The following is a 13,603-nucleotide window of genomic DNA, read 5'->3' on the forward strand; positions in this document are numbered from 1 at the left end:
GTAGGCGAAGAGGTCCGGCCGGGCCGACCGTACGGTCGACCCGGCCCCTGTGCGGTCCGGCGGTCCGGCGTCAGTCGGCGGCGCTGACCGCCGGCTGCGTCCGCTGGCGGACTGCCCGCCTCCGCAGCCACCGCTTGAACCAGGCGAAGTCCGGCAGCCGGGCCAGCATCGGCCCGGTCACCACGGTGATCAGCACGTACGTCGTCGCCAGCGCCGCGAGCTTCGGCTCGACGCTCCCGGCGGCCACGGCGAGCCCCGCGATGACGATCGAGAACTCCCCGCGCGGCACCAGGGCCAGGCCGGCCCGCCATCGACCGGGCTCCTTGATCCCCACCCGCCGGGCGGCCAGGTAGCCGGTGAGCGTCTTCGTCGCCATCGTCACCAGGGCCAGCCCGAGCGCCGGCAGCAGCACCGGCGGGATGTCCCGCGGGTCGGTGACCAGCCCGAAGAAGAGGAAGAAGACCGCGGCGAAGAGGTCGCGTAGCGGGGAGAGCATCTCGGTCGCGTGGTGCGCGACCGGGCCGGAGAGGGCGATGCCGACGAGGAACGCGCCGACCGCCGCCGACACCTGGAGCTTCGCCGCGACGCCGGCGACCAGCAGGGTCAGCCCGAGCACGCCCAGCAGCAGCGCCTCCGGGTCCTTGGCCGACAGGGCCGAGGAGATCAGGTGGCCGTACCGGATCGCGACCACCAGCACCAGCAGCACCGTGCCGACCGCCACGGCGAGCGCGATGCCGCCGCCCAGCAGGCCGCTGCCGGCGAGTACGGCGGTGAGCAGCGGCAGGTAGAGCGCCATCGCCAGGTCCTCGATGACCAGCACCGAGAGGACGACCGGGGTCTCCCGGTTACCGAGGCGGCCCAGGTCGGCCAGCACCTTGGCGATCACCCCGGACGAGGAGACCCAGGTGATGCCGGCCAGCACGACGGCGGCCACCCAGTTCCAGCCGAGCAGTAGGGCGAAGGCCGCGCCGGGCAGGGCGTTGAGCAGCCCGTCGAGCAGACCGGCGGGCGCCGCCGAGCGGAGGTTGCCGACGAGTTCGCCGGCCGAGTACTCCAGGCCGAGCATGACGAGCAGCAGGATCACGCCGATCTCGGCGCCGACGGCGAAGAAGTCCTCGCTGGCGGCGAGCGGCTCGATCCCGCCGTGCCCGAAGACGAGCCCGGCGAGCAGGTAGAGCGGAATGGGCGAGAGGCCGATCCGGCGGCCGAGCCGGCCGAGGAGCCCCAGCAGGAACAGCAGGGCCCCGACCTCGATGAGCAGTGTTGTGGTCTCGTGCATCCGCGCCTCAGCCGTCCGGGTCGCTGTCGGCCAGGATGGCGCTGACGCCGTCGAGCCCCTGGCGGGTACCGACCACGACCACCACGTCACCGGCGTCGAAGCGGAAGGTGGGGCCCGGCGAGACGATCACCTCGCCGTGGCGCAGCACGGCCACGATCGAGGCGCTGGTGCGGGTGCGCGCCTTGGTGTCGCCCAGCCGCCGGTTGACGTACTTCGATCCGGCGGGGATGGCGATCTGCTCGGTGAGCAGCCCGGCCGCCTGGTCGCGCAGGCCGGAGAGCTGCCCGAGCATCAGCGAGGCGCCGAGGATGTCGGCCAGCGCCTCCGCCTCGTCGTCTGTCAGGGGTATGTCCGCCTGACAGGAGTCGGGATCGTCCGGGTCGTACAGGACGAGGTCACGGCGGCCATTGCGGTGGGAGACCACGCCGAGCCGGCGTCCGGATTCCGTCACCAGGTCGTGGCGCACGCCGATCCCGGGCAGGGCAGTCTGTTCGACACGTACTCGCACGTCGGCAAGGGTACAGAGGGAGGAGAAGGTCGATGACCGGTCGTCTTCCACGCGGGGTGGTCGCGCTGCTGCTCGTACCGCTGCTGGCCGGCTGTTCGGTCGGCGACGTCCGCCGCCGGCCGCCGGACCGGTCGGCGCCCTCGCCCGCGCCGTCCGCGCCGGCGCCGTCCCCCACGGCCGCCGCCGTCGAGGTACGCGAGGTGCGCGTCGCCGTCGGCCGACGGTACGACCCGCCGTTCGTCGAGTTCGTCACCGCCGACCGCGGGTACGCCCTCTTCGCCGCGTGCGACCAGCGTCCGCCGGGCCGGGACTGCCCCGCGCGGCTCTACTCCACGGTCGACGGCGGGCGCTCCTGGCGGCACCTGCGGCATCCCCGCCCGGTAGCCGACGGCCACCAGCTGTACGCCACCGGGGACCTGCTGCTCCTCTCCGCGGGGCCCCGCCACTGGTACACCTCCACCGACGGCGGCGCCACCTTCACCCACGCCACGGGCGAGCGGGCACCGGCGGACTGGCTGGCGGCCCAGGGCCGGTTCCAGGTGGACGAGGGCTCCGGCCGGGTGGTCCGCTGGTACGGCCGGCGGGCGCGGCCCCTGCCCGTTCAGCCGCCCGTACCGGGCCTCAACACCGTCGGCGAGGCCGGCGGCCTGCTGGTCGCCGCCGGCGTCCAGGACGGCCGATCGCACGCCGCCGTCTCGATCGACCGCGGCCGGACCTGGCGGAAGACGCCCGTGCCCGGGCCGGCCACCGACCTGCACGTGCTGTTCGTGCGGCGCGACCCGGACGGCCAGGCGTGGCTGGTCGGTCACCGCCCGGACCGGGGCGGCTTCCCGTCGGTCTGGCGGTTCCAGGGCGAGTGGACGCCGGTGCGCGCCGACGGGCACCCCGAGGCGATCTTCTCCGTCGCGCCGATCGGCGGCGGCCTGCTCGCGGTGAACGGCCCGGCCGGCACCGGCGTGGTCGGCGAGGACCGGTACCACGCCCTCGGCTGGCCGCCGGGGCGCGACCACTACCTCACCGTCCTGCCCGACGGCACGATCGCCGCCCGCGGCCCGGCGGATTTCCTCCTGGCCACCGGCCGGTACGCGGACCGCCGCTGGGTGCGGGTGGCGCTGGAGGCGGCCTGACGCGGCCCCGGGGCCGTAAGGCCGTCGGGCGCGTTGGTGCCCTGGACCCATTCTTCCGCCCTGTGGAGCTGCCCCGTTCGTGCTATCGAGGCGGCGCGGCGAGGGAACGCGCGGCGCAGGGCCTCGCGGCGAGCTCGGTGGTAAGGGCTGCGGGTCCGTGTCTCCGCTCGCTCTGCGTGCCGGCCAAGGGCGCCGGGCCGGCGGGCGATAGCACAGGCGGGGCAGCTCCACAGTCGCCGCAGCACCCTTCCGCGCCCGCCGCGCCGGCCGACAAGTGACTCAGCTCACAGTCCCAAGGTTGAGCGGAATAGGCTCAACTCTGGTTGTGTCGTTTCCAGTGGACACGCCGATCCGGGGGAGCCCATGAACACGGAACGTCTCACCACCAAGAGCCGCGAAACGATCACCGGTGCCGTCGCGCTGGCGAACCAGCGCGGTCACGCCACCGTGGAGCCCTGGCACCTGCTGCTGTCGCTGCTGGACACCGAGGGCTCGACCGCCGCCGGCCTGCTGCGCGCCGTCGGGGCCGACCCCGCCGAGCTGCGCCGGGTCGCCCAGCGCACGGTCGACGCCCTGCCCGCGGCGCGCGGCTCGAGCATCGCCGAGCCCACCCTGGCCCGGGAGTTCGTCAACGCCATCGGCGCCGCCGAGCAGATCGCCCGCCCACTGGGGGACGAGTACACCTCGACCGAGCATCTGCTGGCCGGCCTGGCCCGGGTCGGCGGCGCGGTGTCCGTCGCGCTGCGCAACGCCGGCGCGACCGAGGAGAACCTGGTGGCCGCCTTCCCGACCGTCCGGGGCGGGGACCGGCGGGTCACCAGCGCCGATCCCGAGCAGACCTACCAGGCCCTGGCCAAGTACGGCGTCGACCTGACCGCCAGCGCCCGCGAGGGGAAGATCGACCCGGTGATCGGCCGGGACTCCGAGATCCGCCGGGTGATCCAGGTGCTGTCCCGGCGTACCAAGAACAACCCGGTGCTGATCGGAGAGCCCGGTGTCGGCAAGACCGCGATCGTCGAGGGCCTGGCCCAGCGCATCGTGGCCGGCGACGTGCCCGAGTCGCTGCGGGACAAGAAGCTGGTCTCGCTCGACCTCGGCGCGATGGTGGCCGGCGCGCAGTACCGCGGCCAGTTCGAGGAGCGGCTGAAGTCCGTGCTGGAGGAGATCAAGAACTCCGACGGGCAGGTCATCACGTTCCTCGACGAGCTGCACACCGTGGTCGGCGCCGGCAAGGGTGAGGGCTCGATGGACGCCGGCAACATGCTCAAGCCGATGCTCGCCCGCGGCGAGCTGCGCATGGTCGGCGCGACCACGCTGGACGAGTACCGGGAGCACATCGAGAAGGACCCGGCACTGGAGCGCCGCTTCCAGCCGGTGCTGGTCGGCGAACCGACGATCGAGGACACCATCGGCATCCTGCGCGGCCTCAAGGAACGCTACGAGGTGCACCACGGCGTACGGATCACCGACGCCGCGCTGGTCGCCGCCGCCGCCCTGTCCGACCGTTACATCGCCGACCGGTTCCTGCCCGACAAGGCGATCGACCTGGTCGACGAGTCGGCGTCCCGGCTGCGCATGGAAATCGACTCCCGTCCGGTGGAGGTCGACGAGATCGAGCGCGCCGTGCGCCGGCTCGAGATCGAGGAGATGGCGCTGGCCAAGGAGCCGGACGCCGCCTCCGCCGAGCGGCTGGAGCGGCTGCGCAAGGAGTTGGCCGACAAGCGCGAGCAGCTCACCGCGCTCTCCGAACGTTGGCAGCTGGAGAAGAGCCACATCACCAAGCTCTCCACCGCCAAGGAGGAGCTGGAGCGGCTCGGCGGCGAGGCCGAGCGGGCCGAGCGCGACGGCGAGCTGGAACGGGCCGCCGAGCTGCGGTACGGCCGTATCCCGGCGCTCAACGCCGAGCTCAAGCAGGCCGAGGAGGAGCTGGCCCGGCTCCAGGCCGACGGCGCGATGCTCAAGGAGGAGGTCGGCGCGGACGACATCGCGGCCGTCGTCGCCTCGTGGACCGGCATCCCCGCCGGCCGCCTGCTGGAGGGCGAGACCGCGAAGCTGCTCCGGATGGAGGAGTCGCTGGGCGCCCGCGTGGTCGGCCAGCCCGAGGCGGTCTCGGCCGTCTCCGACGCGGTCCGGCGCGCCCGGGCCGGGGTCGCCGACCCGGACCGCCCGACCGGCAGCTTCCTCTTCCTCGGGCCGACCGGCGTCGGCAAGACCGAGCTGGCCAAGGCCCTCGCCGAGTTCCTGTTCGACGACGAGCGGGCGATGGTCCGCATCGACATGAGCGAGTACGGCGAGAAGCACTCGGTGGCCCGCCTGGTCGGCGCCCCGCCCGGATACGTCGGCTACGAGGAGGGCGGGCAGCTCACCGAGGCGGTGCGCCGCCGGCCGTACTCGGTGGTGCTGCTGGACGAGGTGGAGAAGGCCCACCCGGACGTCTTCGACGTGCTGCTCCAGGTGCTCGACGACGGACGGCTCACCGACGGCCAGGGCCGTACGGTCGACTTCCGCAACTCGATCCTGATTCTCACCTCCAACCTCGGGTCGTCGGTGATCAGCGACCTGACGCTGGCCGAGGAGCAGCGCCGCGAGGGGGTGCTCGCCGTGGTGCGCTCGCACTTCAAGCCGGAGTTCCTCAACCGCCTCGACGACATCGTGGTCTTCGCCGGCCTGCGGGGCGACGACCTGCGCGCCATCGTGGACATCCAGCTGACGCGGATGCGGCGGCGGCTCGCCGACCGCCGGCTCGGGCTGGAGATCACCGAGGCGGCCCGGACCTGGCTCGCCGAGCACGGGTACGACCCGATCTACGGCGCCCGTCCGCTGCGCCGGCTGGTGCAGTCCGCCATCGGCGACCAACTCGCCAGGGCGCTGCTCTCCGGCACGGTCCGCGACGGCGACACGGTCCGGGTCGACCTGGCCGACGCCAAGGAGGGCCTGACGGTCACCGCCGCCTGAGCCGTACCGGCCCGGCCGCCCGGCCGGCCCCTTCGCACGGGCCGGCCGGGCGACCCCGTCACCGGTGATCAAGAAGTTTGCGTCGTGGCGCCGGGCGTCGGTGACGCAGACTTCTTGGTCGACAGGGTCAGACAGGGCGTGCGCGGGCAGTAGGGAGGCATGTTGGGGATCGGAAGGAAGGACCGGGAGCTCGGCGCGGCCGTGCGGGAGCTCGCCGGGGCGGACACGCTGGCGTTCGGCGGGGTGGGCATCGCGTCCACGCTGCTGCCCGCGACCGAGGCGTACCGGTACCTGGAGCGGGCGCTCGACGAGCGCCCCGAGGCCGTCCGGGAGAAGGTGGACTGGCTGCTCGGGCACGGGTCGCCGGCCGGGAAGGCGTACGCGGCGACGCTGCTCGCCCGGGTCGACGCGGGGGCGGGCCGGGCGGCGTGGCAGCGGCTCCGCGAGGACGGGGGCGAGTTCACCACGTTCAGCGGATGCCTGATGGGGCGGGCGACGCTGCGCGAGTACGCCGCCGCCCAGCTCGCGGGAAGCTGATCAACCAGCCAGGGGCACGCTGGCCGATCGGGGCTGCCGCCTGTGGAGCGCGGGCCGTACCGTCCGGCCCATGACCACACCCGTGTCCGTCCCGGTCCGCCCGCCCCGACCGACCTCGGTGACCGTCGCCTGCTGGCTCCAGGTCGCCACGGTGGCGGTGCTGCTCGGGCTGGCCGGGATGGTGGCGTTCGAGGCGGTGTGGTTCGACGGTCAGATCGACGAGGTGGCCCGGCTGGTGCCGGACGCCGATCCGGCCGAGGTGCGGGGCGAGCGGACGGGCAACGTCGTCGGGGCGCTCTTCCTCGGCGTGCCCGCCCTGCTGCTCGCCGGGTGGCTCGCCGGTACCGCCCTGCCGCTGCTCCGGGGCCGGAACACCGCGCGCATCCTGGTCTACGTCTCCGGCGGCGCGCAGCTGCTGCTCTGTCTCGCCCAGGCGTGCTCCGGGGCGCTGGTGATCCCGTTCGTCCTCGCGCTCGGCTTCGAGGAGGGGATGGACGCCGAGCCGGCGCCGTTTCCCGACGACGTCCCGTGGCAGGAGTCGAGGTTCCTCGAGGCCCTGTACGACCGGCAACAGGCCCATTACGACGTGATCTTCCCGGTCGGCGGGATCGGCGTGCTGACCGTCTTCCTGCTCACCGCGACCGTGGTGCTGTTGCTCTCCCTGCCGGTCGCGAACCGGTACTTCCGGCCCCGCGCCGAGCAGTGGCCGGTCGGGCCGGCACCGTACGCCGGCTGGCCCCCTGGGCCGTATCCGATGGTGGCGCCTGTGGCGCCGTATCCGATGGTGGCGCCTGTCGCGCCGTATCCGATGGGGCCGACGGTTCCGCAGCCCGGCGCCTGGGTGCCGGCCGGTTGTCCGGTCCCGCCGGGCTACCTGATCTGCCCCGACCCGGCTGTGCACGTGGCCCGCGCGCCGGCCCCCGCCGAGCCGCCCGGCACCAGTCGCCCCGAGACCCTGGGTAGCTGAGCCTTCACTCAGCCATGCGGAGGTTTTCCGCCGTGTGCGGGGTTGTTACCGTCACCGCCGACGCGGCTGGGGGAGGCGATCGGGGTGAACGGGTCGGTGGCGTATGTGGTGACGGCGCTGGGGTGCCTCGTCGGGGTGGCCGGCGTCGTGATCGCCGTGGTGGCGCTGCGCAAGTCCCGCACCAGGCGCCCGCAGGCGCCCGGTGATCCGTTCCGCGACCGGGACGCCGACGCGCTGCGCGGTGACCCGCGTCGGCTGCGTCCCGGCGACATCGTCGAGATCCGCGGCATGTCGTACGCGGTGCGCGGCTCGCTGCGGCTCGACGAGGGCGGATGGAGCTGGTCCGAGCACCTGCTCGACGACGCCGCGGACGGCCGGCGCTGGCTCTCGGTCGAGGAGGATCCGGACCTGGAGCTGGTGCTCTGGACGGCGGAGCCGAGCGCCACGCTGACCCCGGGCGCCCCGACCGTCGACTTCGACGGGCGTCGGTTCGCCAGCCAGGAGTCCGGCTCCGCGCGCTTCACCGCCACCGGGACGACCGGCCTCGACCCGGCCGGCACCATGCGCTACCACGACTACCGGTCTCCCGACGGGGCCCGGCTCTCCTTCGAGGCGTACGGGACCGCGGGGTGGGAGGTCGCCCGGGGCGAGCTGCTGCACCGCGCCGAGGTGATGGTGTACCCGCAGGGCGACCCGGGCAAGGTGAACTGATCGTGCTGGTGACCCTGGACGCCCCGTACGTCGACACCCGCGCCGCCGACCTCAGCCTCGCCCTCGGCGACGCCGAGCGCCCCGCGCTGCACGTGCTCGACCTCGACCTGCCCGCCGGGCTCCGGCTGCGCCTGCGCCTGCTCGGTGCCTCGCACCAGGTGGTGCTCCGCGCGGCGGGCGCCGAGCTGACCGAGACCGTCGCGTGCCTGCCCGGCCGGCCGCCGGAGCTGCCCGCCACGCTGCTCGACGCGGCGAACGGCTACCGGTTCGCCGCGACCGTGCTCCGCCCGCCGCCCGGAGAGCTCAGCGACCGGGTCGGCGCCCTCCGCGCCGAGCTGGCCGGCGACCCGTACGCGCTGGTCGGGGTCTTCCCCGGCGACGTCGACGCGGTGACCGCCCTCGCGGTGCGGCCCGACCCGCCCGGCGGGACGGTCGGCTGGCACACCTGGCACGCGTACCCCCAGACCAACGAGCTGGTCCTGACCGAGACGGTGGTAAGCCTGTGACGTACCGACGGTGGTTCGTGGTCGGAGCGGCGTTTGCCGTCATCGGCGCGCTGATCGCCGCCTTCGCGATCTTCTACGGCAACTTCTCCCCACGCGGCTACGTCGAGGACCGCTACACCCGGGCCGCCAGCCGGGACATCGGCGACGGCGCGGTCGCGTACACGTCGGCGAAGTCGCCCAGCCAGGTCGCCAAGGAGGTGACCGAGGCGTGGCAGCCGGCCGACCAGTACGTCGACGGCAGTGGCGTCTACCTGCGCTACGACGACGACTCGGTGGTGATCCTGCCGATCGCCGCCGGCTCGGTGATCCTGCTGGAGCGGCTGACCACCGCCTACCCGCGCTACCACGGCACGGTGGGCAACCACTGGGGCTGGGGGCGGGGCAGCACGGTCCGCGGTGGTGGCCCCGGCTCCGGCAAGTGACCGACCCCTCCCACCTCGACGAATCCTGGAGTCCCCTGTGCAGTCCCTGGTCACCGATCTGCTGGTCACGCTCGCCTACGGCGTGGTCGGCGTCGTCCTGATGGCGATCGGCTACGTCCTGGTCGACGTCGCCACCCCCGGCAAGCTCCACGAGCTGATCTGGACCGAGCGCAACCGCAACGCCGCGCTGCTGCTCGCCTCGAACCTGGCCGGGGTCGGCACCATCGTGGTCGCCGCGATCGCCGCCAGCGCGGACGACTTCGTCCCCGGCCTGGTCGGCGCGGCCGCGTACGGGATCCTCGGCCTGGTCGTCATGGCGGCGGCGTTCGTGCTGCTCGACGTGGCCACCCCGGGCCGGCTCGGGGAGATCCTGGTCGACCCCGAGCCCCACCCGGCGGTCTGGGTGTCCGCGGTGGTGCACCTGGCGACGGGCGCGATCATCGCGGCGGCGATCAGCTGATGGGCGACGGGAAGCAGCCCGACGGCGGGCAGGCGGGGAACCCGGCTCCGAACAAGGCCCTCCCCTGGATCATCGTGATTCTCGTCGTGCTCACGATCGTCGGCTGCGTCTGGAAGTTCGACGTCGGCGGCGACGACGGCGGGACAGAGGTGCCCGCCCCGACCGCGGTCGAACGCGGCGACACCGTGCCGATCCTCCAACGTTCCTCCGCCAGCCAGGGCATCTGCTACGGCTGGGTGCTGGAGGACTACTACGCCTACGACGACGAACCGCGCAGCGTCGGCTCCAACCTCGGCGACGGGGTGGCGGTCGAGGGCAACCCGGCCTGCCCGCGCTGGCTGCAGGTGCACGCCCGGGTCGGCTACGTCTCGGAGAGCAGCGACAGCAACGACTTCGCGAACGTCGACGTCAGCGGTTCCAGCGACATCCCCGCTATCGACCTGGTGCGCATGACGAGCGGGCTGGAGCGGTTCGGGCTCATCGACGAGGTGTTCATCGACGATCCGGGCTGGGCGACCACCAGGGCTGCCGTGATGCTGCCGCTGCTTGCGGCCGAGGCGGAGCTGGTCCAGCCGGCCGCCACCCCGGCCCCGGCAGCCGCCGCGCCGTCGCCGCTGCCCGACGCCGCCACCGACCTGTGGCGGGACCGGTGGGGCTACCTGATCGCCGCCGGCGCCCTGCTGCTGGTCACCGCGCTGTTCGTCACCGTCGGGCTGGTGCAGCGCCGCCGCCAGCTTGCCAAGGCGACGGCGACGGCTTCCGGCCGTACCCGGGAAGAGGCGTGACCGCCGACGCCCCGGCGGCGACGGACGGCGGCCCGGCCACCGGCTCCCGTTGGCGGTTGTCCCGTGCGGCGGTGCTGGTCGCGGTGTTCGTCTGCGCCGCCTGCGGCCTGGTGTACGAGCTGGCCCTGGTCGCGCTCGGCAGCTACCTGATCGGCGACGCCGTCGGGCAGGCGTCGATCGTGCTCGGCGTGATGGTCTTCGCGATGGGCGTCGGCGCGCTCGCCGCCAAGCCGTTGCAGTCGCGGGCCGCCGCCGCGTTCGCCGCGATCGAGCTGACCCTCGCCCTGCTCGGCGGGCTCTCGGTGCTCGGCCTGTACGCCGCCTTCGCCTGGCTCGACCTGTACGGGCCGGCGCTGGTCGGCACCGCGTTCGTGCTCGGCCTGCTGATCGGCGCGGAGATCCCGCTGCTCATGGTGCTGCTGCAACGCATCCGCGAGCAGTCCGCCGGCAGCGCGGTGGCGGACCTCTTCGCCGCCGACTATGTCGGCGCGCTGCTCGGCGGGCTGGCCTTCCCGTTCCTGCTGATGCCGGTCTTCGGCCAGCTCAAGGGCGCGCTCGTGGTCGGGGCGGTGAACGCGGTGGCCGGCCTCGCGCTGGTGGGCACGGTGTTCCGGGCGGAGCTGAGCCGCCGGGCGCGGGTCGCGCTCACCGCCGGCACCGTCGTGGTCGCCCTCTGCCTGTCGTACGCCTGGATCACCGCCCGCGACTTCGAGGTGACCGCCCGGCAGCAGCTCTACCGGGATCCGGTGGTGCACGCCGAGCGCAGCCGCTACCAGGAGATCGTGCTGACCCGCTCGGTGCGGGAGCCCGGCCACGCCGACACCGACCTGCGGCTCTACCTCAACGGCGACCTCCAGTTCAGCTCGATCGACGAGTACCGCTACCACGAGGCGCTGGCGCATCCGGCGCTGAACGGCCCACGGGGCGAGGTGCTGGTGCTCGGCGCGGGGGACGGGCTGGTCGTCCGGGAGATCCTGCGGTACGGCGACGTGCGCCGGGTCACGGTGGTCGACCTCGACCCGGCGGTGGTGCGGCTCGCCCGCAGCGAGCCGCAGCTGCGCCGGCTCAACGGCGACGCGTTCGCCGACCCCCGGGTACGGGTGGTCAACGTCGACGCGTTCGGCTGGCTGCGCGGCGCGGCGGAGCGGTTCGACGTGGTGGTGGCCGACCTGCCCGACCCGGACGAGACGGCCACCGCCAAGCTCTACACGGTCGAGTTCTACGCGCTGGTCCGGTCGGTGCTCGCCGAGGGTGGCCGGCTGGTGGTGCAGTCGGGTTCGCCGTACTTCGCGCCCCGGTCGTACTGGTCGATCGAGGCGTCGGTACGCGAGGCCGGCTTCGCCACCGTGCCGTACCACGTGGACGTGCCGAGCTTCGGTGACTGGGGCTTCGTGCTCGCCGCGCCGGGCGACGCCCCGCCGGCCCTGGCGCTGCCGGCCGACGCCCCCCGGCTGCGGTTCCTGGACGCCGGGACGCTGCGCTCGGCCGCGAGCTTCCCCGCCGACCGGGGCCGGCTGGACGTGCCCGCGTCCACCCTGTTGCAGCCCAGGGTCCTGGAGTACGCCCGCGTGGAGTGGCGCGGCTACTAGGACGGGACGGCGCGGCCGGCCGTCCGCCGCCCCGCCGGCCACCGGTCGGCGCGCCCGGGCGTCGCCACCCGTGCCGCGCTGGCCGGTAGTCGATACGGTGTGGGCGCGATCCAGGGAAGGAGAACCGTGGTCGACCCCCACAGCCCGCCGGCCCGGACACGTCCGGCCGTCGTCACCGTTTCCAGCTACCTGCTGCTGTCCTTCGCCGCGATCCAGGTGATCAACCTGATCCTGACGCTGGCGTTCATCGGGAAGACCCGCGACGTGCTGCGGGACGCGTACTCCGGTACCTCCGCCAACGGCGCGGAGGGGCTGGCGGACATCGCTTTCGCGTTCGGTCTCGGCGCGGCCGTCCTCGTCCTGCTGCTCGCGGCCGGGCTGGCGGTGCTCGCCGTGCTGAACAACCGGGGCAAGAACGGCTCCCGGATCACGACCTGGGTGCTCGGCGGCATCCTGGCCTGCTGCACCGGCACGAACCTGATCAGCGGCCTGGCGGGTGGCCTCGTCACTTCCAGCGGCCAGACGTCCGGCGACGTGCCCAGCGGGCAGGAGATCCAGCGCCGGCTGGAGGAGGCACTGCCCTCGTGGCTCGGCCCGCTCAACGTCACGCTCAACGTGGTCGGGCTGCTGGCCCTGCTGGCCGCGCTGATCCTGCTGGCCCTGCCGGCGTCGAACGAGTTCTTCCGCAAGCCGCAGCAGGGCTGGGAGCCGCCGGTTCCGGGCGGAACCTACCCGGCGTACCCGCAGGCCCCCGGCCACCCCCAGTCCCCGGGCTATCCGCAGGTTCCGGGATACCCGCAGGCTCCCGGCCACCCGCAGGCTCCGGGTTACCCCCAGGCTCCCGGCTACCCCCAGGGCCCCGGATACCAGGCCCCGGGATATCCACCCGCCCCGGGCCAGCCCACCTCGCCGTACGCGCCCCCGACCACGGCCCCGCCGGCCGGCCCGTCCGAACCGGGGCAGCCGCAGGACGGCGGCGGCACCCCGCCGACCGACCGCCCGGGCGGGGAGCCGTCCGCGCCACGCTGACGGACGGCGGGTCGACCCGGCGCGGTGAGCATCGGATAACAGCGACATCGACGGTCCCTCCGAGTAGGTTCCTTCCGGACGCCTACCGGAGGGACCTGTCGTGTCGTACCCCGATCAGGCGCCGGCCCGTCGCCCCGCGCCGGTGTGGCTGGCGGCTGCGGTGCTGGTGCTGATGGCCGTCGGCGCCCTGGCCTACGCGGTCGTCGGCCTGGTCGCCCTCGACGGCACCGTCGACCGGTTCCGCGCGGCGGCCGGCGGCACGGCCGCCGGCCCGGAGGAGATCGACGGGTTCGCCACGCTGCTCCAGGCCGTCGTCGTGGTGTCGGCGATCCTGACCGTGCTGGTCGGCGCCCTGCTCGTCGGTCTGGCGCTCGGGCTGCTCGCGCGGCGCAACGGCGCCCGGGTGGCGACCTGGGTCGTCTGCGGGTTGGGGCTGCTCGCCGGCTGCTGCGGCCTGGCGGCGCTGGTCGGCGAGCGGGCCGCGCCGCTGCGGCTGAGCGGCGACCGGACGACGGCCGAACTGCTCGGCCTGCTCGCCGACGCGTACCCGCCCTGGTGGGTCCCGGTCAACGCGGCGCTGTCGGTCGGCCAGCTGCTCGGGTACCTCGTGGTGGCCGTGCTGCTGGCCCTGCCGCAGGCGAACGCGTGGTTCCGCCGGCCCCGCCCCGCGCCCGTCCCGGTCGGGTTCCCGCCGGCCGTGCCCCCGCCTCCGTTCCGCTGAGGGGCCG

14 protein-coding genes are annotated in these 13,603 nt (G+C 74.1%); 12 read left to right on the forward strand and 2 right to left on the reverse strand.

The features are described 5' to 3' along the window. Positions 1 to 70: 70 nt before the first annotated feature. Both ACGFIZ_RS01620 and ACGFIZ_RS01625 read right to left on the reverse strand, forming a co-directional pair. The gene (locus ACGFIZ_RS01620; protein ID WP_393414502.1) at positions 71 to 1,279 is read right to left on the reverse strand and encodes a cation:proton antiporter; all 1,209 of its coding nucleotides are present in this window, start codon (positions 1,277 to 1,279) and stop codon (positions 71 to 73) included. Positions 1,280 to 1,286: 7 nt separating this feature from the next. Then, positions 1,287 to 1,787, reverse strand: a complete 501-nt coding sequence (locus ACGFIZ_RS01625) for a cation:proton antiporter regulatory subunit (RefSeq protein WP_393414505.1) — start codon at positions 1,785 to 1,787, stop codon at positions 1,287 to 1,289. A gap of 32 nt (positions 1,788 to 1,819) precedes the next feature. Between ACGFIZ_RS01625 and ACGFIZ_RS01630 the strand changes: the two genes are divergently transcribed. From ACGFIZ_RS01630 to ACGFIZ_RS01685, 12 genes are all read left to right on the forward strand, one after another. Beyond that, the gene (locus ACGFIZ_RS01630) at positions 1,820 to 2,914 is read left to right on the forward strand and encodes a hypothetical protein (protein ID WP_393414507.1); all 1,095 of its coding nucleotides are present in this window, start codon (positions 1,820 to 1,822) and stop codon (positions 2,912 to 2,914) included. Between the two features lie 363 nt (positions 2,915 to 3,277). Continuing rightward, positions 3,278 to 5,869, forward strand: coding sequence for an ATP-dependent chaperone ClpB (gene clpB, locus ACGFIZ_RS01635; protein ID WP_393414510.1), 2,592 nt, complete (start codon positions 3,278 to 3,280; stop codon positions 5,867 to 5,869). A gap of 159 nt (positions 5,870 to 6,028) precedes the next feature. Further along, positions 6,029 to 6,406 (forward strand): hypothetical protein, encoded by a 378-nt coding sequence (locus ACGFIZ_RS01640; RefSeq protein ID WP_393414513.1) that lies wholly within the window; start codon positions 6,029 to 6,031, stop codon positions 6,404 to 6,406. A gap of 70 nt (positions 6,407 to 6,476) precedes the next feature. Next, positions 6,477 to 7,373: a hypothetical protein gene (locus ACGFIZ_RS01645; RefSeq protein ID WP_393414516.1), complete on the forward strand. Its 897-nt coding sequence runs from the start codon at positions 6,477 to 6,479 to the stop codon at positions 7,371 to 7,373. An 84-nt stretch (positions 7,374 to 7,457) separates the two neighbouring features. Beyond that, the gene (locus ACGFIZ_RS01650; protein ID WP_393414519.1) at positions 7,458 to 8,084 is read left to right on the forward strand and encodes a DUF4178 domain-containing protein; all 627 of its coding nucleotides are present in this window, start codon (positions 7,458 to 7,460) and stop codon (positions 8,082 to 8,084) included. 2 nt (positions 8,085 to 8,086) lie between these two features. Then, positions 8,087 to 8,590 carry a DUF2617 family protein gene (locus tag ACGFIZ_RS01655; RefSeq protein ID WP_393414522.1) on the forward strand — a complete coding sequence of 168 codons (504 nt, stop codon included), beginning with the start codon at positions 8,087 to 8,089 and terminating at the stop codon, positions 8,588 to 8,590. Then, on the forward strand, positions 8,587 to 9,012 hold the full coding sequence (locus ACGFIZ_RS01660; protein ID WP_393414525.1) for a DUF4247 domain-containing protein: 426 nt from the start codon (positions 8,587 to 8,589) through the stop codon (positions 9,010 to 9,012). Before ACGFIZ_RS01655 ends, ACGFIZ_RS01660 begins: the two co-directional genes overlap by 4 nt. A 37-nt stretch (positions 9,013 to 9,049) precedes the next feature. Beyond that, complete coding sequence (locus tag ACGFIZ_RS01665; protein ID WP_393414528.1) at positions 9,050 to 9,472, forward strand: DUF350 domain-containing protein; 423 nt, start codon at positions 9,050 to 9,052, stop codon at positions 9,470 to 9,472. Next, positions 9,472 to 10,257, forward strand: a complete 786-nt coding sequence (locus ACGFIZ_RS01670) for a hypothetical protein (RefSeq protein ID WP_393414531.1) — start codon at positions 9,472 to 9,474, stop codon at positions 10,255 to 10,257. Before ACGFIZ_RS01665 ends, ACGFIZ_RS01670 begins: the two co-directional genes overlap by 1 nt. Further along, positions 10,254 to 11,846: a polyamine aminopropyltransferase gene (locus ACGFIZ_RS01675; protein ID WP_393414534.1), complete on the forward strand. Its 1,593-nt coding sequence runs from the start codon at positions 10,254 to 10,256 to the stop codon at positions 11,844 to 11,846. Before ACGFIZ_RS01670 ends, ACGFIZ_RS01675 begins: the two co-directional genes overlap by 4 nt. A 126-nt stretch (positions 11,847 to 11,972) precedes the next feature. Next, positions 11,973 to 12,875 (forward strand): hypothetical protein, encoded by a 903-nt coding sequence (locus ACGFIZ_RS01680; RefSeq protein WP_393414537.1) that lies wholly within the window; start codon positions 11,973 to 11,975, stop codon positions 12,873 to 12,875. Positions 12,876 to 12,975: 100 nt separating this feature from the next. Continuing rightward, positions 12,976 to 13,596 carry a hypothetical protein gene (locus ACGFIZ_RS01685; RefSeq protein WP_393414541.1) on the forward strand — a complete coding sequence of 207 codons (621 nt, stop codon included), beginning with the start codon at positions 12,976 to 12,978 and terminating at the stop codon, positions 13,594 to 13,596. Positions 13,597 to 13,603 lie beyond the last annotated feature (7 nt).

Origin of the sequence: Micromonospora sp. NPDC048830 (genome assembly GCF_043198215.1) — a bacterium.
Classification (GTDB): Bacteria; Actinomycetota; Actinomycetes; order Mycobacteriales; family Micromonosporaceae; genus Micromonospora.

What these genes read in the sequence shown, in the direction of transcription:
- ACGFIZ_RS01620 (WP_393414502.1), bottom strand. Translation starts at nt 1,279, where the DNA reads ATGCACGAGACCACAACACTGCTCATCGAGGTCGGGGCCCTGCTGTTC.
- ACGFIZ_RS01630 (WP_393414507.1), top strand. Translation starts at nt 1,820, where the DNA reads ATGACCGGTCGTCTTCCACGCGGGGTGGTCGCGCTGCTGCTCGTACCG.
- clpB (WP_393414510.1), top strand. Translation starts at nt 3,278, where the DNA reads ATGAACACGGAACGTCTCACCACCAAGAGCCGCGAAACGATCACCGGT.
- ACGFIZ_RS01640 (WP_393414513.1), top strand. Translation starts at nt 6,029, where the DNA reads ATGTTGGGGATCGGAAGGAAGGACCGGGAGCTCGGCGCGGCCGTGCGG.
- ACGFIZ_RS01645 (WP_393414516.1), top strand. Translation starts at nt 6,477, where the DNA reads ATGACCACACCCGTGTCCGTCCCGGTCCGCCCGCCCCGACCGACCTCG.
- ACGFIZ_RS01670 (WP_393414531.1), top strand. Translation starts at nt 9,472, where the DNA reads ATGGGCGACGGGAAGCAGCCCGACGGCGGGCAGGCGGGGAACCCGGCT.